At 36.5% G+C, this 24282-nt stretch carries 18 protein-coding genes, 2 tRNA genes, 1 riboswitch and 1 other annotated feature; of the genes, 1 reads left to right on the plus strand and 19 read right to left on the minus strand.

Annotation, left to right across the window (positions count from 1 at the left end; all coding sequences use genetic code 11):
- Positions 1–212: 212 nt before the first annotated feature.
- The 15 genes from CD147_RS05735 to serS form a co-directional block, all read right to left on the minus strand.
- Positions 213–1004 carry a two-component system regulatory protein YycI gene (locus CD147_RS05735; RefSeq protein WP_103166465.1) on the minus strand — a complete coding sequence of 264 codons (792 nt, stop codon included), beginning with the start codon at positions 1002–1004 and terminating at the stop codon, positions 213–215.
- On the minus strand, positions 1005–2336 hold the full coding sequence (locus tag CD147_RS05740) for a YycH family regulatory protein (protein WP_103166466.1): 1332 nt from the start codon (positions 2334–2336) through the stop codon (positions 1005–1007).
- A complete protein-coding gene (gene walK, locus CD147_RS05745; RefSeq protein ID WP_103166467.1) occupies positions 2326–4152 on the minus strand; it encodes a cell wall metabolism sensor histidine kinase WalK in 1827 nt (608 codons plus the stop codon). The genes CD147_RS05740 and walK overlap by 11 nt, the downstream gene beginning before the upstream one ends.
- Before the next feature lie 12 nt (positions 4153–4164).
- Positions 4165–4866: a response regulator YycF gene (gene yycF, locus CD147_RS05750; protein ID WP_103166468.1), complete on the minus strand. Its 702-nt coding sequence runs from the start codon at positions 4864–4866 to the stop codon at positions 4165–4167.
- A gap of 633 nt (positions 4867–5499) precedes the next feature.
- Positions 5500–5572 (minus strand) — tRNA-Asp (locus CD147_RS05755).
- 7 nt (positions 5573–5579) lie between these two features.
- A tRNA-Glu gene (locus CD147_RS05760) sits at positions 5580–5654 on the minus strand.
- A 655-nt stretch (positions 5655–6309) separates the two neighbouring features.
- Positions 6310–7593 (minus strand): adenylosuccinate synthase, encoded by a 1284-nt coding sequence (locus CD147_RS05765; RefSeq protein WP_103166469.1) that lies wholly within the window; start codon positions 7591–7593, stop codon positions 6310–6312.
- A gap of 276 nt (positions 7594–7869) precedes the next feature.
- On the minus strand, positions 7870–9264 hold the full coding sequence (gene dnaB, locus CD147_RS05770; protein ID WP_103166470.1) for a replicative DNA helicase: 1395 nt from the start codon (positions 9262–9264) through the stop codon (positions 7870–7872).
- A 63-nt stretch (positions 9265–9327) separates the two neighbouring features.
- Positions 9328–9774 (minus strand): 50S ribosomal protein L9, encoded by a 447-nt coding sequence (rplI, locus tag CD147_RS05775; protein ID WP_103166471.1) that lies wholly within the window; start codon positions 9772–9774, stop codon positions 9328–9330.
- Complete coding sequence (locus CD147_RS05780) at positions 9771–11738, minus strand: DHH family phosphoesterase (RefSeq protein ID WP_103166472.1); 1968 nt, start codon at positions 11736–11738, stop codon at positions 9771–9773. Before CD147_RS05780 ends, rplI begins: the two co-directional genes overlap by 4 nt.
- Positions 11739–11752: 14 nt before the next feature.
- Positions 11753–12691 carry a YybS family protein gene (locus CD147_RS05785; protein ID WP_174694334.1) on the minus strand — a complete coding sequence of 313 codons (939 nt, stop codon included), beginning with the start codon at positions 12689–12691 and terminating at the stop codon, positions 11753–11755.
- Positions 12692–12812: 121 nt separating this feature from the next.
- Positions 12813–13781: a homoserine O-acetyltransferase MetX gene (metX, locus tag CD147_RS05790; protein ID WP_103166474.1), complete on the minus strand. Its 969-nt coding sequence runs from the start codon at positions 13779–13781 to the stop codon at positions 12813–12815.
- Positions 13782–13847: 66 nt separating this feature from the next.
- A riboswitch (SAM riboswitch) is annotated at positions 13848–13946 on the minus strand.
- Positions 13947–14044: 98 nt separating this feature from the next.
- Positions 14045–14374 carry an AzlD domain-containing protein gene (locus tag CD147_RS05795; RefSeq protein ID WP_103166475.1) on the minus strand — a complete coding sequence of 110 codons (330 nt, stop codon included), beginning with the start codon at positions 14372–14374 and terminating at the stop codon, positions 14045–14047.
- Positions 14371–15066 carry an AzlC family ABC transporter permease gene (locus CD147_RS05800; protein ID WP_103166476.1) on the minus strand — a complete coding sequence of 232 codons (696 nt, stop codon included), beginning with the start codon at positions 15064–15066 and terminating at the stop codon, positions 14371–14373. Before CD147_RS05800 ends, CD147_RS05795 begins: the two co-directional genes overlap by 4 nt.
- A 360-nt stretch (positions 15067–15426) precedes the next feature.
- Positions 15427–16713 carry a serine--tRNA ligase gene (gene serS, locus CD147_RS05805; RefSeq protein ID WP_103166477.1) on the minus strand — a complete coding sequence of 429 codons (1287 nt, stop codon included), beginning with the start codon at positions 16711–16713 and terminating at the stop codon, positions 15427–15429.
- Between the two features lie 80 nt (positions 16714–16793).
- Positions 16794–16993: a binding site (T-box leader), on the minus strand.
- A 283-nt stretch (positions 16994–17276) separates the two neighbouring features.
- On the opposite strand from serS, the gene CD147_RS05810 reads away from it, so the two are divergent.
- Positions 17277–18089: an NAD(P)H-hydrate dehydratase gene (locus CD147_RS05810; RefSeq protein ID WP_103166478.1), complete on the plus strand. Its 813-nt coding sequence runs from the start codon at positions 17277–17279 to the stop codon at positions 18087–18089.
- Between the two features lie 55 nt (positions 18090–18144).
- Here CD147_RS05810 and gyrA read toward each other — a convergent pair whose 3' ends face one another.
- The 4 genes from gyrA to yaaA form a co-directional block, all read right to left on the minus strand.
- Entirely contained in the window at positions 18145–20823 is a 2679-nt protein-coding gene (gene gyrA / locus CD147_RS05815) for a DNA gyrase subunit A (protein WP_103166479.1), read from the minus strand.
- A gap of 146 nt (positions 20824–20969) precedes the next feature.
- Positions 20970–22907 carry a DNA topoisomerase (ATP-hydrolyzing) subunit B gene (gyrB, locus tag CD147_RS05820; RefSeq protein ID WP_103166480.1) on the minus strand — a complete coding sequence of 646 codons (1938 nt, stop codon included), beginning with the start codon at positions 22905–22907 and terminating at the stop codon, positions 20970–20972.
- A gap of 9 nt (positions 22908–22916) precedes the next feature.
- Complete coding sequence (gene recF / locus CD147_RS05825; RefSeq protein WP_103166481.1) at positions 22917–24032, minus strand: DNA replication/repair protein RecF; 1116 nt, start codon at positions 24030–24032, stop codon at positions 22917–22919.
- Positions 24029–24271 (minus strand): S4 domain-containing protein YaaA, encoded by a 243-nt coding sequence (gene yaaA / locus CD147_RS05830; protein WP_174694333.1) that lies wholly within the window; start codon positions 24269–24271, stop codon positions 24029–24031. The genes recF and yaaA overlap by 4 nt, the downstream gene beginning before the upstream one ends.
- Positions 24272–24282 lie beyond the last annotated feature (11 nt).

A 24282-nucleotide genomic window follows, 5' to 3' on the forward strand; every position in this document is an offset into this window, starting at 1 on the left:
TTGCACTCTTTTATTTAAAAATGTAGTTCCGAACACTTCATATCATTCGAAACATTCCAGTCCTCTAAAATACCTTTATATTATACTATATCAATACAGAAATTAAAGTTCCAATTCCATGTTTATCTTCCAAGCCTATCATAAATAATAAAAAAGCGAGTGCATGAAGCTACCTCCATACACTCGTCAAAATTTTACATTGCATCTTCCCTTTAGTTATCAATTACTTTAGGATTAGATGATGTTGCTTCTACATAATAGGTTTTTGTCTCGTTTTTACCTTTATGTTTTACTTTAATTTCCCAGTTCGCCTGTAATAATTGTACATTCGTTTCTCTTACGACTGAATAATAACCTAATCGAGCATCTAGCACTTGGTCACCAGATTTTAAATAACGGTTAAAATACAATGTTTCGATAGCTTTACGCGGTGTGATTACTTGTTTCTTAGGATTACTATCGCTTGTAGCCGGTTCAATTTTATTCATCACCGTCTGTTTATAACTTGTCGCCTTACCGTTATCCACATAGAAACGTAAGCGTGCCTTATTATTATTCATTAGCGGGTAACCTTCGTAAGTTTGTTCATATGTGACTGTATTCGATGTCACATTACCTAATTGATACGATTTGCCTCGATATATATTCTCCATAATATAATCTTTCAAATCACTTAGATTACTGTCGCTCACGTTAACTGTTTTATCAATTTCGCCGTTTAACTTATAACCTGAATCATCCGCTTCTAGCGATGATTCATTTTCAGCCTCACTATCGAAATTCTTCGACTTCGCCGTGATCATTTGCATCTCCGTACCGCTCACGTCTTTATTCAATATATCCTTCGCAACTTGAATCTCTTCTTGTTGAAAATTAACTTCATTGTCGCTTTCAGACTCATTTATCTGAGATTTCGTTACCTTATTCACATAAATAATTACAAGTAGGATGTTAACAAGAATAAACACGAAAATAAACAAGGTCTTCGTTTGTTTCCAATTCATTTATTCAAGCCTCCCATCCTCGTAAGCATACCAATCGCCATTGTATTCAACATACCACGTCGGTATAAACTCACTGTTACGTTGTACTTCGATATCTTCTTTATCAGGTCGGTCATCTTCTTTGTAGCCAATCGTCATGTTCGTCACTTTTGGAAAATCAATATCCGGGTTATTAGCAAGTGCAGAACGCACGCTTTCAACACTATCAAGTTCTCGTTGTTCACCTTCTAAAGGTACACTTGAACGTAATAACGCACGTTTGTAGTCATATACGCCCTTTTCACCCCATGTTACTTCAATATCGTTTAGTTGTTGATCATTAAATGTTGGATGACCGTTAAGGAACAATTGATAAGTCAATTCACCTGACGAATTATCTGTACTAAAGAGTCGATAATCGTCATTGAAGAAACCCCCATGACCATTCACATACTCAAATGTACTTGGAATTGTTGTATCCATATCACTTGAGCTTGATTCGTCTTCTGATAGATTCTTATAATGATACTTCTTACTTTCATCATTATAGTTCGTAACACCCGTATTATTGTTATAGGTCGTTGAACCACTTTTACTACTTCGAATAATCACTGAATCATCGAATAAAATGGCATTCATTGTTTCTACAGGAATCGTATCGTACACCATGCGATAAGAACGAATTTTCTTAGGTTGGCTTGGCGCAAACACATGGGTTGCTTTATCGATTGTATCTTTATTTGTGATGACCTCAGAATATTTTTGCATATCATTGTCTAACTGATTCATTACATTATTGAAGTTTTTAGCTTTAGTGTTCATTGTCACTTTCATCACTTGGTGACGGTCTTTACTAATCGCATATAACTCTAACTTACCTTTAGTATCTTTATTCACTAAAAGACGGTTAAAATTGAAATTCTTAGGTATTTTGGCAGAAGAATTAAGCACTTGTCCTAGATATGTTTTTAATGGCATATCATAGGTGAAATCTAACACCGTAAAATGATCATTTAGTGTTGGAATCGTTAAGTTATAATCTCGTTGCATATGTTCAACTTTACTGACGTCGTGATTTTTTAAAGTATTTGAAACTTTAGCTAATTGATCTCGTGTAGGCGCTATACCTTTAACTTTATCACCGTCCACTTTCACAATTTGGTAAGGTGAAATTACATTATCAATATGCGCAGCCATAGGTTTCCCAATCGCTTTAGTATTACTCTTTTTACTATCCGCGCTGTCTAAATTTGTTAAATCTGGGGAAAAGTTCCAAACCATATACGTAAGTACGCCACTCATCATAACCAATAGTATAAGAATGATTGATTTAATATACTCTTTACTCTTCATCCCAATCACCATCGTCTATAACTTCACATGGAAGTGTAATAAATATCGATGTACCTTGTCCTTCGACACTATTGGCCCAAATGCGACCGTTATGCGCAGCAACAATCTCTTTGGAAATTGCTAGACCTAAACCAGTCCCGCCCATTTTACGTGTACGTGCTTTGTCTACACGATAAAAACGGTCAAAGATTTTATCTACTTTATTGATTGGAATACCAATCCCATTATCTTTAATGCGAATCGTCATACGATTGTATAACGTGTTTTGTTTCACGTGGAACTCGACACGTTTCTCGCCACGAGAGTACTTCATAGCGTTAGTAATAACGTTATCAAATACTTGTGTCATCTTATCTAGATCGATTTCCGCAAAGATAGTTTCTTGAGGGATTTCACGCACAAATGTGGTATCTTTTGCTGCCATTTGATGTCGATTAATGATTTTGTTAATAAACATGTTGAAGTCGACAATTTCCTTCGTAATCTGTTCGGATTCGTTATCCATTTTCGATAATTGAAGTAAGTCGTTAACAAGACGAATCATACGTTCAGTTTCTTCACGTGTTACTGATAGGAAGGATGGCGCTAGGTTCTCGTCTTTCCACGCACCTTCTTCAAGCGCTTCAATATAGCTGTTCATTGATGTTAATGGCGTACGTAATTCGTGGGATACGTTGGCTACGAATTCACGACGTTCACGCTCGATTTGTTGTTGTTCTGTTACATCGTGTAATACGGCAATGTAACCTGTGACGAAGCCCGTTTCTTGGACAATCGTGCTAAAGTTCACACGCGCAATAATGCCTTCGTCTTCATTGATATCTAATAAGAAACTATCATTATTCTCTTGTATCTCATCTAGAGAGAATTCCTCTTCTAAATTTAAGACACTTAACATGTAATAACCGACTAAGTCTTCTTTCGCCATGCCAAGCATTTTAATCGCCATATCATTAACGATACGTACACGACCACGTCTATCTGTCGCAATAATACCGTCACTCATATGTGTGATAACCGAATCTAGACGTCGTTTCTCACTCTCGGTATTTGCTTGAGCTTCTTGTACACGTTTAGATAGGTTATTAAACGCAAGGGCAAGTTCACCAATTTCGTCATTCCCGTAGATCTTAACACGTTGAGTATAGTTACCTTTAGACATCTCTACAGTTTGGTTACGCATATCCGTAATCGGTCGTGTAATGGTCCTTGCGATAAAGAATCCAAGGATGACCGTAATAATCAGGGATATGGCAGTACCGATAATGAAGATTTGATTAATATTGCTGAGCTGATTATATACATTATTAATATTGGACTCTATGTAAATGTTACCAATCGTCTCGTTACCACTTTTCACGGGTAAATTGTAAATCCAAATACGTTCTTTACCGTTACCATAGTCTTTTAATACGTTGTGACTATTCGATTCACCGAGTGATAAGGCTTTTTGAACGGAATTATCATTAACTTTCTGGTTAATTAGATTATGTGATGATAATTTGGCCGTCGCCATAATAATTTGGTATTTATCGATAAAACGAATTTCTTCGATTTCTTGACGATTGGCATACTCGTTTAGTAAGCTTTGAACTTCTTTTTGCGCATTTGATGGATCGTCTCTATAAATACGCTCAACATTGACTTCAAGTTGTGTTGCATATTGTTTAATATTCTTCATGAAGTTGTTGGTTAATTCTTTTTCCAAATTATTAGTGAAATACAGGCCAATAATCTGCATTCCAATAATAATTAAGAGTACATAGACAATAACAAGCTTAGTGTGAAGGGATTGTAACTGTTTCAGCCACTTCATATCCGCAAGCTCCTAATCATGTTGTTGGAGGAAATATCCAACGCCTCTACGTGTTACGATATATTCTGGATGAGAAGGATCATCTTCAATCTTCTCACGTAAACGACGGATGGTTACGTCCACTGTACGCACGTCTCCAAAGTAGTCATAACCCCAAACTGTTTGAAGCAAATGTTCACGCGTCATCACTTGCCCCATATGTTTTGAAAGATAGTGGAAGAGTTCAAATTCACGGTGTGTTAATTCGATATCTTCACCACGTTTTTTAATGGAGTAAGCGTCTGGATAAATGACAATATCTTTAATTGTAATTTCATTTGTCGCATTGTTTACTTCTTGAGCTGGTTGTGAATAATGACGACGTAAATTGGCTTTCACACGCGCGATTAACTCACGAGTGCTAAATGGTTTCGTAACATAGTCATCCGCGCCGAGTTCAAGACCTAAAACTTTATCGATTTCAGAGTCTTTTGCCGTTAACATAATAATTGGCATTTCATACTTCTTACGTACTTCACGGCATACTTCCATACCGTCGCGTCCCGGTAACATGATATCTAATAGCACGATATCTGGCTCTACTTCATAAATTAAATCTACTGCGTCATTGCCGTCATAGGCACAATAAACGTCGTAGCCTTCTTTTTTCAAATTAAATTCTAGGATGTCTGCAATTGGCTTTTCGTCATCGATTACAACAACTTTTCTTGCCATATCTATAACCCTCATTTCTCAAATTATAGTTCTCTATTTCAATAATTTTTAGCGTTTTTAGTAAAGAATAATTACGATTTAGCACGTAAAAAATGTTTATAAACGCACACTCATCTACTATATAATTTACCATTAATATACTTCTAATTCTATGGGCGTGAGATAGAAATCTAATTTAACTTTAAAGATTTCCTACCCTCGCCCTTACAATAATGATTAGAAATTTAAAAGTGTTGCTTTAACAAACTTTCGTTCTAATCAAATATTGCCCACATACAACAAATAATCCGGGAGATTAGTAGTTTAAAGTTTACCACTCTAATTTAATATTACAAATATGTTGAATCCTTTGAATAGGGTACAAAAGTTGTAGTGACGCCTATTCTAAGCATTGTTACAAAATTATGATAACTTCAAATGTTTTAATATCAACGTTTATCTTCTTATATAAATAGAAATATTAAAATTATATTGCGGCGTCATATTCTTGTAACGCAAAACTTCTTGAAGCATGTTTTTTTATTGAGCAGTATTTTATTTTTGAAAATGGGAACGAAGCGGAATACTAATGTGAAGTAAAAGTAGCTAGAAAAAAAGATATAAAAAAATGCCTATCCTATTGGATAAGCAATACGGTCTCGACGGGAATCGAACCCGCGATCTCCTGCGTGACAGGCAGGCGTGTTAACCGCTACACTACGAGACCTAAAAAATGGTGACTCCTACGGGACTCGAACCCGTGTTACCGCCGTGAAAGGGCGGTGTCTTAACCGCTTGACCAAGGAGCCATTCTTAAGCACAAGATAGATTATAGCACAGGCCTTATTTTGAATACAAGACATTTTTTACATAATTTTAATCTTTTTTATAATTTCTTAATTTATTGGATAAAAGTTGCCATATCAAGGGTTTCAAGCATTACAATTCTTTCATTTATCCTCTTTTTACACTTTTGTATTTTGTTTTGAATACTCCACTATTTCTATAATATAAATCTTAGATGAAGACTTTTAGAATAAGCATAACCCTATAACAAATAGTTTAGATTAATTACATTATTATAATAATATTAAGCCTATTAGTTTTTATAAATACATATTTTCAAACGCATCGTTACATACAACTATATATTTATACGAAGTATTGAGGGCGATACTCCTGGGGAAACAAGATTAGCCAAAGTTTAAATACAACGTTTGGCAGTAGTTGACTGAGATGAAGATGCATGAAAACCATACTTTCTTCATCTCTAGTCAACCTTGCCGGGGCCGGACAACGAAATCTTCGAAATTACATTAGATTTCTGTCCGGCTCCCCCCGTAAAGCTTAGCCAAACAATACGTAGTATTGTTAAAAAATCCAGTTTGGACATTGGATATGTCGCAAACTGGATTTTCATTTTCATAAAATTAAATTAAAACGAAAAGCTTTAATTCTTATCTATTACCATAATTGTTCTAATAAGTTAGTTTGTTCGCGGTCTGGGCCTACTGAGAAGATTGAAATTTTCACATTACATAATTCTGAAATACGCTCTAAGTATTTACGCGCATTGTCAGGTAATTCTTCTAATGTACGGCAACTTGTAATATCTTCTTTCCATCCTGGTAACTCTTCGAAGATTGGTTTACAACGACGTAATTGATCAAGGTTCGCTGGATATTCAGTAATTTCTTCGCCGTCTAATTCGTATGCTGTACAAATTTTCACAGTATCTAAACCTGTAAGCACGTCGATAGAGTTAATAGATAAATCTGTAATACCGCTCACACGACGAGAGTGACGTAATACAACTGAGTCGAACCAGCCGACACGACGTGGACGTCCAGTTGTTGTACCGTACTCACGACCAACTTCTCTAATGTGGTGACCATCTTCATCAAATAATTCAGTTGGGAATGGGCCGTCGCCTACACGAGATGTATAAGCTTTACATACACCAATGACTTTAGAAACGAATGTTGGGCCTACACCAGTACCTACTGTTACATTACCAGCAATAGGGTTACTTGAAGTTACGAAAGGATATGTACCGTGGTCGATATCTAACATAACGCCTTGTGCGCCTTCGAATAATACTTTTTCATTAGCAACAAATGCGTCATCTAATGTTTTCGCTGTGTCCATAACGAATTCTTTTAGGCGTTGACCAGCCGCATAGTATTCGTCAAACATTTCATCGAAGCGTGGACATGATTCATTAAACATACCTTTGAAATATGCATCTTTAATTTCGATATTTTCTTTTAAGCGACGTTCAAATGTTTCTTTTTCTAATAAATCAGCCATACGGATACCGATACGTTGCGCTTTATCTACGTAAGCTGGACCAATACCTTTTTTAGTTGTACCGATTTTATTATCGCCACGACGACGTTCTTCATATTCATCTTGCGCTAAGTGATAAGGAAGAATCACTTGAGCACGGTTAGAAATACGTAAATTACTTGTAGAAATACCACGTTCATTTAAACCGTCTAATTCTTTTAATAACGCTACTGGATCGACAACAACGCCGTTACCAATAACCGCTAATTTATCTTTATAAAAAATACCTGATGGTACTAAGTGTAATTTATATGTTTCTCCACCGAACTGGATTGTATGACCCGCATTATTACCACCTGAAAAACGTGCAATAACATCTGCTTGTTCCGCTAAGAAATCTGTAATTTTACCTTTACCTTCGTCTCCCCATTGTGTCCCAACTACTACGATTGATGACATGTGAGCACCTCCAAAGTTTTCTCGATTAACCATAAGTATTCTATCAATCCATTTGGCAGAATGCAAATAAAAATCGAACATTAATATTTATACATTTTCCTTTTCTTTTTGAAAATAAATTTTCCCAATAAATACCTACAAACGTTTACATATCAGTATTTTAAAGCCTTTTATATAGAAATCAAGACACATACTAAATAGAAATAAATTCAATCAAAATAAAACAAAAACCGTACATTTAATTCTAAAATAAGATTAAAGTACGGTGAAAAATATTTACATCATATCGGCATGTGCATAATCGATATCTGTAAATTTATTATATTGTTTCATAAAGTGTAGTTTCACAGTGCCGGTTGGGCCGTTACGTTGCTTAGCAATGATAATTTCAATTTCACCATTCTCATCATTAGACTGAGGTTCCATATTACCATCGTCGTCTTCACCTTCGCCTCGATTATAATAATCATCACGATATAAGAATGCGACGATATCAGCATCTTGCTCAATCGAACCAGACTCACGAATATCACTCATCATTGGACGCTTATCTTGACGTTGTTCTACGCCACGTGATAACTGACTCAATGCGATAACGGGACATTCTAATTCACGCGCGATTGCTTTTAACGTACGCGAAATTTCAGAAACTTCTTGTTGTCTATTATCTGAAAAGCGTGACCCGCTACCTTGAAGTAATTGTAGATAATCAATCACAATCATATCTAAACCATGTTCTTGTTTTAAACGACGACACTTAGAACGTAAATCTGTAATACGAATACCTGGCGTATCATCTATAAATATCTTCGTACGTGATAACTTACCTACCGCTATTGTAAAACGATTCCAGTCTTCTTCCGTCATCGTCCCTGTTCTTAAACGATTAGAATCAACATTACCAGAACTACAAATCATACGTGTTGCTAATTGATCTGCACCCATTTCAAGGGAGAATATACCTACCGTATAACTTCCTTCATGTGTCGCCACTTTTTGTGCAATATTAAGAGCGAAGGCAGTCTTACCTACAGAAGGACGTGCTGCTAAAATAATTAAATCGTTACGGTTAAAGCCCGCAGTCATCTGGTCTAAATCACGATAACCAGTGGGAATACCTGGCGTTTGTCCGCTATTTTGATCTAATTCTTCGGCTGTCTCATATACTTGTCCTAGAACGTCTCTAATATCCTTGAAGCCGTCGCTTTGACGATTAGAGGATAACTCAAGTATGCGTCGTTCAGCGTCACTTAAAATCGCATCTAATTCAAGTTCATTATCATAACCGTCGTTGGCAATACTATCGGCAGTTTGTATTAATTTACGTTTTAACGATAAGTTAGCGACGATATTTGTATAATACTGAATGTTTCGTGTCGTTGGCACATTATTAGATAGTTCCGCTAAATATTGGGGGCCACCCGCTTCACTCAACGCACCATCTTTCGTCAATTGATCCATTAATGTGACAACATCAATTTCCCCTTGATCTTCACTTAAATTCATCATTGCTCGGAAGATGTGTTGGTGGGCGCCTCTATAAAATGACTCAGGAAGTAATACCTCCTGAGTCGTATTAATCAAGTTCGGGTCTATAATAATTGCACCTAAGACAGATTGTTCAGCTTCATTGTTATGGGGCATTTGTCTTTGATCATACATATTATCCATACGTCATTACACCTCTAAATCCAATCCATCCTAAATTTTACCCAAATGCCAGTGCTAATTGTATTATTTTTCTACTGTATGGACTCTAATTGTACCTTCAACTTCTTTGTCTAATTTAACAGGCACATTAGTATAACCTAATGCGTGGATACCTTGAGGTAAGTCCATTTTACGTTTATCAATTTTAATATCATGTTGAGATTTAAGTGCTTCGGCAATTTGTTTTGTGCTTACTGAACCGAACAATTTACCACCTTCACCAGTTTTCGCACTTACTTCTACTTCGATATTTTCTAATTTTTCTTTAAGTGCTTTCGCTTCATTAATTTCTTGTTGTCTATCCGCTTCGGCACGTTTATTTTGTTGTTCTAATTGTTTTAAGTTACCAGGAGTTGCCTCAACAGCATAGTTATTTTTAATTAAAAAGTTATTAGCATAGCCTACTGGTACATCTTTAACTTCGCCTTTTTTACCTTTACCTTTAACATCTTGTGTGAAAATTACTTTCATGCGTCTTCACTCCTACTCTTTTGTTCTGTAATTGCTTGTTGTAATTGTTCGATTGCTTCTTCAATCGATAATCCTTTTAATTGTGTGGCAGCATTGGTTAAGTGTCCACCGCCACCAAGTGCTTCCATCGTTAATTGAACGTTGATAGAACCTAGTGAACGGGCAGAGATACCAATTAAGTTATCCTCACGTTTAGCTACCACGTATGATGCTTCTATACCCTCTAAACTTAACAACTCATCAGCTGCTTGTGCAACTGTAACGGGATGATAAATTTTGTCATTAGAACCATGCGCAATCGCAACACCATCGTCTTGTACTTCAACCGTTCTAATCAGTTCAGAACGATTAATATACGTATCTACATCATCTTTCAAGAAGTGTTGTGTCAATATAGTATCTGCACCATGGGCACGAAGATAACTTGCCGCATCAAACGTTCTTGAACCTGTACGCAATGTAAAGTTACGTGTATCGACAATGATACCTGCGTACATTACCGTTGATTCTAAACGAGTTAAACGTTGTTCTGTCGGTTGATACTCCAAGAGTTCCGTTACAAGTTCGGCTGTTGAACTTGCGTATGGTTCCATATAAACCAACAATGGATTAGAAATAAAGCTTTCGCCTCGTCTATGGTGATCAATAACCACTTTACGGTTAGCTTTATTTAGAATATTTTCATCTAATACCATCTCAGGTTTATGTGTATCTACGACAACAATGGTAGATTTAGAAGTCATCATATCCCAGGCTTCATCAGACGTTACGAAACGTTCTTTAAGCTCAGGTTTTTTATCGATTTCATCCATCACTCTACGAAGTGTTGGATCGATATCTTCTTCATTTAATACGACATAGGCTTCTAAATTATTCATTAATGCGAAACGCGATACTCCGATTGCAGCACCTATCGCATCTAAGTCAGGACGTTTATGTCCCATAATAATTACTTTGTCGCCTTCAGTTAAAATGTCTTTCAAGGCGTGAGAAATAACTCGTGCTCTTACACGTGTACGTTTCTCCATTGGGTCAGTCTTACCGCCGTAGAAACGGACGTTACCATTCATATTCTTGATGGCAACTTGGTCACCACCACGGCCTAATGCTAAATCAAGACCAGATTGCGACAATTCACCAAGGTCGATTAAATTCTCGGTACCTTCACCGACACCAATACTTAGTGTTAATTGCGCACGGTAACCGACACTTTTCTCACGTAATTGACTGAGAATTTCAAAGTTCGACTCTTCAATTTCCGCTAGAATTTTTTGATTTAAATACGCTACGAACTGATCAGAGCTATAACGTTTAAAGTAGATGTTATATTCCGACGCCCAACGACTAATCACTCGTGTTACCATTGAGTTGATTTCAGAGCGTTGCGTATCATTCATATTTTGCGTAATTTCATCATAATTATCTAGGAAAAGGGTCGCAATAATAGGTTTCGATTCTTCATATAATGCGTGTGTTTGTACTTCATTCGTAATATCAAAGAAGTATAAACAATTTTCTTCTTCGGCATGGCGTACATGATAATGATATGGACCATGTTCGATTTCAACTTCTTGAATCTTTTCAAGTTGCTTTAAAATATTCGGAAATACTTCATTAACTGGTTCTGATATGACGTTCGTTTCTAAGTGCTCAGACATATACTGGTTGATCCATTCAATATGATCATCGGCATCAAGCACCACCATACCAATTGGCAAACGTTTGATTGCTTTGTTGCTGCCAGCTGAGACATGACCACTTAAGTTATCCACATAGTTATCCATTTTTAATAATGCTTGTCTTACTAATACGATGCTAATAATAATCATCACGACTAGAATAGCAGCGGCAATCGTAGCTACCAATGGCTTAAAGATAAACCATACAACAGCGAGCGCTATCGCAGTAAGTACCATCAAAATGTAAGGTATAAGTAATGCCTTTTTTGTGGATTGACGGTTCATTCTTCCACCTCTATTCACTTTTTAAAGTCATTTTTAATCATTCGTTTTAAATTAATTCCTAAATCAAGTACCCCAAGTAATGCAACAATATGTGTTGCCGGCGTTAAAATTGTCCCCACAACCATTAACAATATCGTTACAGCATTTGGCATACGTCTTGCTTTACCAAAGAAATGAATTAAACTCAATCCTTGAATATACATCAATAATGATAACACAACTTCAAAATTTAACACGATACTTTGGAACGTACTTGGCTGAGTCGCAAACATTACGCACAATAAGACAATCATATAAATCCATAATAATGAACGATTCATCTGCCAAGCAAATAAAGGTTTAAAAATCGGCGTAGCTACTTTAAATTTACGTACAATCGGAAACGTAATGATTAAACTAATTAAAACAAGAATAAAAATTCCGATGATAATAAAACTTGGAAGTTGTACTGCCATTTGTCGGAAGCCTTCTTCTAATACCGTTTTATAATCAGACTCAACGCCTGATGCGACAATGGCGCTATGCATTGCATCTTTAAAAGGTTTAATAAGCGTGGTTGCACTTGGTATTTTTTTGAATACTTGTAATAACATTAATGCGACTAAAGCAAATATACTTAAATATGTAGTTGCTATATATAAGATGCGTTCTTTAGAAGCACGTTCTTTTAATAATTGGCCAATAATAAAGCTAAGTAGTAAAACTAAAATCATGGCACTTAATACAAATGTATTACCTAATAGAGTGGTTAAGATGACTGTGACTAACGCGGCAACTCCAAACGATGGAACGGATTTGTTCCATAGAATAATCCCTGGAATTGTAGCGAATAAACATAGTATCAAACCAAGTATCGGTAACACATACGTGATTAAAGCAACAATAGCGAGCGCAATTGTTCCTATAATCGTCGCTTTAAGGTGTACTTTTGAAAACACATTTGCCACTCCCATACTTTTTGACTGTAACTTCTATTTTAACCTCTATGCAAGATTAAAACAAATGTATAGAAATAGTACTTAGCACACTCACTAGCCATTGGTTTAATGGCACTATCGTCATTATCCGCTTCCATTATTTTCGTTTAAAATTCGTTACTTTTAAAAAATGATATAAGTTCGGCGCCCAATCATTAAAGTTTAACAAGAACCCGTCATGTCCTACATTGTCTGGCACAAAGAAATGACGATGATATTTAAACCGCTCCCCTACTACTCTCACTTGATCATCTGGATATAATAAATCATCAGTAAAGCCCATCGTAAGTACTTTAGTATCTAAAGATTGAAAGACTTCATCTACGTCTACCCGGCCACGGTCAATATTATGACTATCCAATACATTCAACATTGTTAAGTAACAAGATAAGTCATATGTTTCTTTAAACTTATTACCTTGATAACGTTGATAACTAACGACTTCATCTGGAGAGAAACGTTCATCATAGCTTTTAGACGACCGGTAGGTTAGGAAGCCTAATTGACGTGCAATACTTAGTCCCTCTTTACCTCCGATATGAATGGCTTCACATGCAATTTCATTAAATGCTCGACTATAGGAAGACGTTTTATCAGTAGCTGCGAGAATAACTGCTTTATCGACTTGGAACTGATTATTATAGAGTAGTTCCATTACTTGCATGCCCCCTAGACTTCCACCTATTAAGATATTAATCCTATCGAAGCCGAGTTCTTGAATGCCCTTTTCAATCGCTTTAGCAATATCTCTTAATGTTAATTGTTTGGGAAAATGTGGGTCTGTTACGGGAGAGCTTGAGCCAAATGGGCTACCGATAACGTTAAATGTAAGAAATTGATAATCATAAATAGGCATATAACCGCCGTCGATAATTTCACGCCACCAACCGGGATGTTTGTCAGTTCCATACGTTAAGTGATTGCCGGTTAGCGCATGACAAACTACTACAAGTGGTTGACCTGAGTATCCGACATGTTCATAGCGTAATTGCAGATTCTCAATCATTTCACCTGATTCAGTTGTAAATGGTCCTAAGTTTAATGTGTCTACCGTATAATTTGTCATACGCTTTCCTCCTTTAGATAAAAAAATCACTTCATACTCTTTAGAAGTATGAAGCGATATGCTTGTTACTTATCATCCGAGTATCTCGCTGGTTGTAGCACCGTACATTATTGCCGGTTGCTGAAGTTTCATAGGGCCGCGTCCCTCCACTTCTCTCAATAAGTTTATATTGTTTAGTTTTTACACTTTGTAATTATTTAGTTTAAATTTATTTTATCTAATTACATTTGTAACTTCAATAGCTAGCTATTGGGTTCTTCCTTTTAAAAGAAGAAACGTATACCAGCAATGAGTGCGATGCCTACTAGTATGGTGATCGTCAGGCTACGTGTAATAAGAGCAATGAAGATGGTTGGAATCGTTGCAATGATGAACGGGATATTGAGTGTATAACCTTGTACGCCGTCTTGTTGAACGATAATGCCATCTAGGATGAGCGCCGTGAATAATGTGATGGGTATGAACGATAACCACTTAATCACCGTTTCTGAAAGTTGGATACGTGAAATCATAAGAAACGGGATAACACGGACAATTAGCGTTACGAGACCACATAGAACGATGAGTATTAACGTATGCCAAGATGTTGTCATTTATCCATCACCACCCCTAATGTCGCTGCAAAGATTGATGCGATAAGAATCGCACCGTATGAAGGTATAAACCAACTTAGAATTAACATCATTACAATAACACTCGCAATCAATACAAGATACACTTTAAGTTTTGAACGTGTAATCGACTCAAACTGTTCCATTGCTAAAAAGATGAACATCGCGGTAATAGCGAAATCAAGCCCTAACATATCTGGATTAGAGATGTATTTACCAAATATTGCACCGGCTACGCTCGCAAGCGCCCAAAATACGTAGGCAGTTAAGTTCAAACCGTGTAACCAACGATCATTTATCTTCTCCCCTTTTAGATAAGGCGTAACTGCTACGCCAAATGTTTCATCAGTTAAGATAGATGATAAGCCTATACGATTCCATACACTATAATTTCTATAGTTAGGTGCTAATGTCATTGATAATAGGAAAAAACGTGAATTGACGATAAAAGTGGTTAATACTATAGCTGAAGTCGGTGTACCTGCTATGACAAGTGCGCAGATGATAAATTGCGCTGCTCCGGCATAGACAAGTAAACATAGTAATAAGATTTCTAATATACTGAAATGTTGTGAAGCCGCCACGATTCCGAATGACAAACCAATTCCAATATATCCTAATAAAGTAGGAATACATTCTTTGATTCCTTGTTTAAATGTCACATGTGACGTCATCCTCATACCCCCTTTGTTGCACTCACTTTCACAAGTAAATATCTAATTAAATTTAGTCTAATACACTAGTACTAGAGTAGCAATACTATAAGACGTAGGGTTGTGTGACGTAAGACTGTCAGGTGTTTAAAAATGTTGATTTATCAATGTTTTGAGAGTTCTATATTTTTAGTCCGAAATTTCTAATTACCTCATGTAGGGGGGTCTAAAAAGATATTATTTACTTTATTACTTTATTAGGAAAAAGCGGATTTTCACATTGAAAACTGATTATCTTCAAATAAGGTATAGGAGAAATTAAAAAAGCGTTGAAACTATCTTTTAAGATAGCTTCAACGCTAAATGTGTATGAGTTATAGCTTAACCATTTACTGGACGGATTTCAGTTTTACCACCCATGTATGGAACTAATGCATCTGGAATTGTGATTGTACCATCTTCATTTTGATAGTTTTCAACAACAGCTGCAAATGTACGTCCAACAGCAAGACCACTACCATTTAATGTATGTGCTAATTCTGGTTTAGCATCTGCATTACGTTTGAAGCGGATGTTTGCACGACGCGCTTGGAAGTCAGTACAGTTTGAACAAGAACTAATCTCTTTGTAGTTGTTATAGCTTGGTAACCAAACTTCTAAGTCGTATGTTTTACTTGCACTGAAACCAATATCTCCTGTACATAAGATTACACGACGGTATGGTAATTTTAATTCTTCTAAGATAGCTTCAGCATTTTTAGTCATGTCTTCTAAAGCATCCCAAGAATCTTCAGGTTTTTCAATACGCACCATTTCAACTTTATCGAATTGGTGTAAACGGATTAAACCTCTTGTATCTCTACCAGCTGATCCTGCTTCACTACGGAAACATGCAGTTTGTGCAGTGAATTTTTCAGGTAATACATTTGGTGGGATAATTTCGTCTCTGTAGAAGTTTGTTAATGGAACTTCTGCAGTTGGAATAGTGTAAAGACCTTCTTTTTCAACTTTAAATAAATCTTCTTCGAATTTAGGTAATTGACCTGTACCAAACATCGTATCAGCGTTAACTAATTGTGGTGTAAACATTTCAGTGTAACCGTGTTGTGTTGTATGTTTAGTGAGCATGTAGTTCATTAATGCACGTTCTAATAATGCACCGTCTCTAGTTAAGTATACGAAACGTGCTCCTGAAACTTTTGCTGCACGTTCAAAGTCAGCCATTTTTAATTCTTCAACTAAATCCCAGTGTGCTTTTGGTTCGAAGTCGAATTCACGTGGCGTACCCCATTTTTTCACTTCAACGTTTTCTTCGTCTGAAGCACCTTGTGGTACGTCGTCTGCGATTAAGTTAGGGATATGAATTAAGATATCTCTAATTTTATTATCTACTTCATTTAATTTAGCATCGTTTTCTTTGATTTCGTCACCAAGTTCACGCATTTCTTTGATAACGTCGTCGGCATTTTCTTTATTACGTTTCTTTTCAGCGATTTCTTCACTTACTTTGTTACGACGTGCTTTCATATCTTCAGTTTTCCCAATGAGTTGACGACGTTGGTTATCCAATTCTAAGACTTCATCAACTACTTTAGGATCATCTCCGCGTAATTCAATTTTGCTCTTAACTTTATCAGGTTCTTCTCTAAATTGTCTGATGTCTAACATATTAACTTCATCCTTCCCATTTTTTTAAAAGTTTATTAAGAATGACAACTTTTAAGTATAAAAAAAGACCACATCCCTCTACAAGGGACGTGGTCTACGCGTTGCCACCCTATTTAACAACTTGATACATACGATGCACCAAATTGCACTTTACCAATATAACGGTTATTACCGATTGTTCACATAAAGTAGGTAGATTCGCATAACTATTAATTACTTGTTCACACTCAACACAAGCTCTCTGAAATTAATCGATTATGTTACTTGTCCTACGAACAATAACTTATTAAGTTATTTTTAATATAGCAAAGTCTTTTAAAATTATCAAGCAATTGTTAATATTAAAAATTATTATTAATTTAAACGTTTTCATTTTCAACAAAATTAGAACCAAAATTATTCCTGAAATAGTGTTGACGAAAGTCGAATCCAGGTATAATATTTTCTATTGTATTTAAAAGTCGAGGGCGTAGATAAGTCTGAGTTGTTCGCTACAACTGTAAAGTTCAGACCATATCTATTTAGTGTAGAAAGGTTCCACACCTTATAAGGGAGGTTTATTTATGGAAACATTAAATTCGGTTACTATTCCTAAAAGAAATGATGAAACACATAAAGGTGATTACGGTAAGATTTTACTTATTGGTGGTAGTGCCAATTTAGGCGGTGCTATTATGTTGGCAGCGCGTGCGTGTGTATATAGTGGAAGTGGCTTAATTACAGTGGCCACACACCCAACTAATCATGCAGCGATTCATTCACGTTGTCCGGAAGCCATGGTTATTGATATTAATGATACGAAGATGTTAACTAAAATGATTGAGAACACAGATAGTATTTTAATCGGCCCAGGCCTCGGTATTGATTTCAAAGGTAATAACGCAATTACATTCTTACTTCAAAATATACAACCACATCAAAACTTAATTGTTGATGGGGATGCAATTACAATCTTTAGTAAATTGAAACCTGAAATTCCTACGTGTCGCGTGATTTTCACTCCACATCAAAAAGAATGGGAACGTTTAAGTGGTATTCCTATTGAAGAACAAACATATGAACGTAATAGAGAAGCTGTAAATAAATTAGGCGCGACGGTTGTGTTGAAAAAACATGGTACAGAAATCTTCTTTAAAGACGAAGAGTATAAACTTGCTATCGGTACTCCTGCAATGGCGACAGGAGGCATGGGTGATACATTAGCTGGTATGATTACTAGCTTTGTTGGTCAGTTTGACAATTTAAAAGATGCTGTAACTAGCGCGACATATACGCATAGTTATATTGGAGAGAAATTATCTGAAACAATGTACGTTGTGCCACCTTCACATTTAATAAGTGAGATTCCATACGTGATGAAAGAATTAGAAAACTAAAGGTTTGTATATAAAATAAGACTACCCTCAGCAGGGTAGTCTTATTTGTTGTTAATTATTCGTTATTATCGTCATCGTCAGAAGCATTTTCTATATCTTCATTAACACGATCCATGAAATCTTCTCTTACTTCAATACGTTCATCATCAGATGTAGTATCCGCTTCTTCTATTTCAGTGTGCAATGCGTTACCTGGCGTCTCATCTTCAACAACTTGTTCGCTAGGACTTTCAGTACTTTCTAAACTTGCATTATCTTCAACTTGAGCTGCTTCAGTAGCTTCTTCATCTTCTGTTTTATCAATTACTTTCGCTACTGTAGAAACAAATTGCTCTTCACCTAATCTCATGAGACGTACACCTTGAGCTGCACGACCATTTTGCGAAATATCTTCAACATCAAGTCGGATAATGACGCCACCATTTGTGACTATCATCAAGTCTTCTTCGCCAGTTACAGTTGTAATACATACAATATTACCATTACGTTCTGTAATTTTAGCAGTCTTGATACCTTTACCGCCTCGATTAGATAAGCGATATTCACTTACTGGCGTACGTTTACCGTAACCATTTTCAGTCACTACTAAGACTTCATCTTCGCTCTCTGCATGAGCTACATCTAAACCTACCACAGTATCTTCATCGCGTAATGAGATACCTCTTACACCAGCTGCAGTACGGCCTAATGGGCGTAACTTCGTTTCTGGGAATCTGATAAGCGACGCATGTGATGTACCAAGTAGGATATCTTGATGACCGTCAGTAAGTCGCACGGCAATCAGTTCGTCATCTTCTTTGAAACCAATCGCAATCTTACCGTTTTTATTAATATGTGAGAAATTGCTTAACGCAGAACGTTTCACAATACCTCGTTTAGTAGCGAAGACTAAGTAGCTATCTTCATCTTCAAGGTTTCTTACGGCAATCATCGTACTAATTACTTCATCACTATCAAGTTCGATTGCGTTAATTACTGGTATACCTTTCGATTGACGTGAAAGTTCAGGTACTTCGTAACCTTTAAGTTTATATACACGGCCTTTATTCGTAAAGAATAAGACGTTATCGTGCGTACTTAATGTTACAAGTTGACTTACAAAGTCTTCTTCTAAAGTATTCATACCTTGCACACCACGACCGCCACGGTTTTGTGCGCGATACGTAGATACAGGTAAACGTTTAATATAGTTGTTATGACTTAAAGTAATCACAATTTGTTCTTCAGGGATTAAGTCTTCATCTTCAATATCGTCTAATCCACCTAATTGGATTTCAGTACGACGTTCATCACCGAAACGTTCTTTAATTTCAGTAAGTTCGTCACGCACTAATTGTAATAAGACTTCCTCATCTGCTAGAATTTTTTCTAATTCAGAAATGTAATTAAGTAAATCATTATATTCCGCTTCAATCTTATCGCGTTCTAAACCTGTTAAACGTCTTAAACGCATATCAAGAATAGCTTGGGCTTGGCGTTCTGAAAGTTTAAAGCGTTCTTGTAACGTTTCCATCGCAATTTTATCTGTATCAGATTCACGGATAGTTGAGATGATTTGGTCAATATGGTCTAACGCAATACGTAAACCTTCTAAGATGTGAGCGCGGTCTTTCGCTTTTCTTAAATTATATTCCGTACGACGACGAACTACAACTTTTTGATGTTCTAAATATTCAACTAAAGCCTCTTTTAAATTAATTAGTTTAGGTCGGCCTTTTACAAGCGCGATCATGTTTACACCGAATGACGTTTGTAATGGAGTTTGTTTATATAAATTATTTAGAATAACGTTTGCATTTGCATCTTTACGTACATCAATAACGACTCTTACACCTGTACGTAAACTTGTCTCATCACGTAAGTCTGTAATACCCTCTATTTTCTTCTCACGTACAAGTTCTGCAATTTTCTCAATCATACGTGCTTTGTTAACTTGATAAGGAATTTCGGTTACGACGATACGTTGACGTCCACCGCCACGCTCTTCAATTTCCGCACGTGCACGCATTAGAACAGATCCACGTCCAGTTTCAAATGCTCTTCGGATACCACTTTTCCCTAGGATTAAGCCCGCCGTTGGAAAATCAGGCCCCTGAATATCTTCCATAAGTTCTGCAATAGTAACATCTGGATTTTTACTTAAACGTAAAACGCCATCGATGACTTCAGTTAAGTTATGAGGAGGAATATTAGTAGCCATACCTACAGCAATACCTGATGCGCCATTCACTAGAAGGTTAGGGAAACGAGCAGGTAAGACTTCCGGCTCTCTTTCTGTACCATCGTAGTTATCTAAGAAATCAATTGTATCTTTATTAATATCACGTAAGAGTTCCAAGGTAATTTTAGTCATTTTAGCTTCGGTATAACGCATGGCAGCAGCGCCATCACCATCCATAGAACCAAAGTTACCTTGCCCATCGATAAGCGGATAACGATAGCTGAATGTTTGCGCCATTCTAACCATGGCGTCATAAATTGAAGAGTCACCATGTGGGTGATATTTACCCATTACGTCCCCGACGATACGTGCCGATTTTTTATAAGGTTTGTCAGGTGTCATACCCTGTTCATTTAAACCGTATAAAATACGACGGTGTACAGGTTTTAAACCATCACGTACATCTGGTAAGGCACGTGAAACGATAACGCTCATTGCATAGTCTAAGAATGATTCGCGCATTTCGCTGGTTATATTTCGTTCATTAATTCTTGATTGAGGTAAGTCAGCCATCAAGATATCCTCCTTCTATAATCAGTTCTTTCATAACTTAGTAAGACTGTCGTAACAGTTGTTTATAGCATGAGGTTGAATCATCATTAGTCAGCTTCAGAGCTTAAATGATTAAGATTCAACCTAAATTATTAACAAGTAATCTCTTAGAAATCTAAGTTTGCATAGACTGCATTGTCTTCGATAAAGCGTCTACGGTTTTCAACGACGTCGCCCATTAACATTTCAAATGTTTGGTCGGCATCAATCGCGTCTTCAAGTTTCACTTGTAACATCATACGATTTTCAGGGTTCATTGTTGTTTCCCATAATTGATCGGCGTTCATTTCTCCTAAACCTTTATAACGAGCAATTTGCCATTTAGGCGTTGGATTTAATTCTGATTTCAATTTATCTAATTCACGGTCGTTAAAGACGTAATATTTTTGTTTACCTTGAGTTAACTTGAATAATGGTGGTTGTGCGATATAGACATATCCCGCTTCGATAAGTGGACGCATGAAACGATAGAAGAATGTTAATAATAACGTTCTAATATGTGCACCGTCGACATCGGCATCGGTCATAATTACGATTTTATGATAACGTGCTTTAGAAATATCGAATTCGCCACCGATTCCAGTACCAAATGCAGTAATCATTTGGCGAATCTCATTGTTGTTTAGAATACGATCTAAACGAGCTTTTTCAACGTTTAAAATTTTACCTCTTAACGGTAAAATGGCTTGTGTTTTAGAGTCACGACCTTCTTTTGTAGACCCCCCGGCAGAGTCACCCTCTACGATAAAGATTTCACTTTCTTCAGGGTTTTTACTAGAGCAGTCTGCAAGCTTACCAGGTAAACTTGAGATTTCTAAGGCTGATTTACGACGTGTCACTTCACGTGCTTTTTTAGCAGCTACACGTGCACGAGAGGCCATCATACCTTTTTCTACAATAATTCTTGCTACGCTAGGATTCTCATATAAGAAACGTTCAAAATACTCTGCGAACAGTTTATCCACGATTTGACGGACTTCAGAGTTACCTAGTTTTGTTTTGGTTTGTCCTTCGAATTGAGGGTCACCATGTTTGATTGATACGACAGCTGTTAAGCCTTCACGTGTATCTTCACCAGATAATCTATCTTTCTCGTCTTTAATGATTTTACTTTGAGTTCCATAGCTATTTAACACACGCGTTAATGCACGTTTGAAGCCATCTTCATGCGTACCACCTTCATATGTATGAATGTTGTTCGCATAAGATAATAGATTTGTCGCATAGCCACCGTTATATTGCATGGCGATTTCAATTTCAACATCATCTTTAGTTTGATGAATATAGATAGGGTCTTCGTGACTTGGCTCTTTATTTTCATTAAGTAATTCAACGTAAGATTTAATACCACCTTCATAGTGATATGTATCTTCGCGTTGTTCTTCGTCATCTTCACGTTCATCTCTTAACGTGATTGAAATCCCTTTATTTAAGAATGCTAGCTCTCTGATACGTTTTTGAAGTGTTTCATAATTATAAACTGTTGTTTCTGTGAAAATTTCACTGTCAGCTTTAAAACGAATCACTGTACCTGTTTTCTCCGTGCTACCTACTTCTTTAAGATCAAATTGAGGTAATCCTCTTTTATATGCTTGATGATAAATTGTTTCGTTACGGTGGACATAGACCTCTAAATCTTCAGATAAGGCATTAACTACTGATGAACCTACACCATGTAGACCACCGGATACTTTATATCCCCCACCGCCGAATTTACCGCCGGCATGAAGTACTGTTAAGATAACCTCAACTGCTGGACGACCCATTTTCTCCTGAATATCAACAGGAATGCCACGACCATTGTCAGTTACCTTAATCCAGTTATCTTTTTCAATAATGACTTCGATTTGATCAGCGTAGCCGGCAAGGGCTTCGTCAATACTGTTATCGACAATTTCCCATACTAAATGGTGCAATCCTCTCTCTGAGGTTGACCCGATATACATCCCAGGTCTTTTACGTACCGCTTCCAGGCCTTCTAATACCTGTATCTGTCCAGCACCATAATTATCCGTGTTGTTTACATCTGACAATGTATTCACCATCACTTTCTATTACTTAATAATTTCACCTTGATTAATTCGATAAAGCTTAGCATTATTCATAATTTCATGATCTATGCCGTCTACTGAAGTCGTCGTTACAAACGTTTGTACTTTATGTTGAATCGTACTCAACAAATGTGTCTGACGAGAATCATCAAGCTCGCTAAGTACGTCATCTAGCAGCAAGATTGGATATTCTCCTACTTCAATATTCATTAATTCGATTTCTGCTAATTTAATAGATAGTGCAGTCGTCCGTTGTTGTCCTTGTGAACCATATGTTTGGGCGTACATACCATTAACGTTAAAACCTAAATCGTCTCTATGTGGCCCATACAAACATACGCCCCTATCCATTTCACGTTGAATATTGTCATTTAGTAAGGTAGTAACCTCGTCTAATAACTCACTCTCATCCGTATTTGTATCACTTAATTTAATGCTTGGTAAATATTTCAACGACAACGTTTCACGCTCATTTGTAATTCCAGCATGAATCGGTTTAGCTAGTGACTCTAGCTCCTTGATAAAATGTTCCCGTCTTAAAGTCACGTTCAGTGCGTATTGCGCAAATTGTTGGTTTAAGACTTCTAACATTGTCGTATCTGTTTTATGACCAAACTGTAATTGCTTTAAGTAATTATTCTTTTGTTTAAGGATACGTTGATATTGAGCTAAATCATTTAAATAAACCGCAGAAATTTGACCTAATTCCATGTCAATGAAGCGTCTTCTGATCTGAGGAGAACCTTTAACAATATTTAAATCTTCTGGCGCAAAAAGAACCACGTTAAGATGTCCAACATACTGTGTTAGTCGACTTTGTTCTAAGTGGTTCACTTTTACTTGCTTACCTTTTTTAGTTATGAACATCGTTAGTGGCATCGTACCGTGTCTATAACTTAGCTCACCCTCTATTTTAGCATACTCTGCATTAAAGCGTATAAGCTCCTTATCGTTAGACGTACGATGGCTTTTAGCTAAAGCTAGCGTATAAATTGATTCAAGTAAATTTGTCTTTCCTTGAGCATTTTCGCCGATAAGAATATTTACTTCAGGATGACAATCTAACGTAACATTCTCATAGTTACGATAATTCTCTAATTGGAGTGTCTTAAGCTTCATTGTTCACCTTGGTGAATAATGATTACAGAATCAATTTCAGGAATATCAGGGAAATCAATTCGATCTTGGTCAGCTAGTTTTTTACCGCGGCGTGTTTCACGTTCGCCATTAAGTAAGACTTCAAAATCTTGTAGAAACCATTTCGCCTGTCCACCTGATTCAATAATGCCTTCTGTTTTTAAAAATTGACCTAACGTGATTTCGCCATCAACTACCACTTCTTGAACCAAAATAATCACTCCGTTTCTTT

This window comes from Staphylococcus devriesei (genome assembly GCF_002902625.1).
Taxonomy (GTDB): Bacteria; Bacillota; Bacilli; order Staphylococcales; family Staphylococcaceae; genus Staphylococcus; species Staphylococcus devriesei.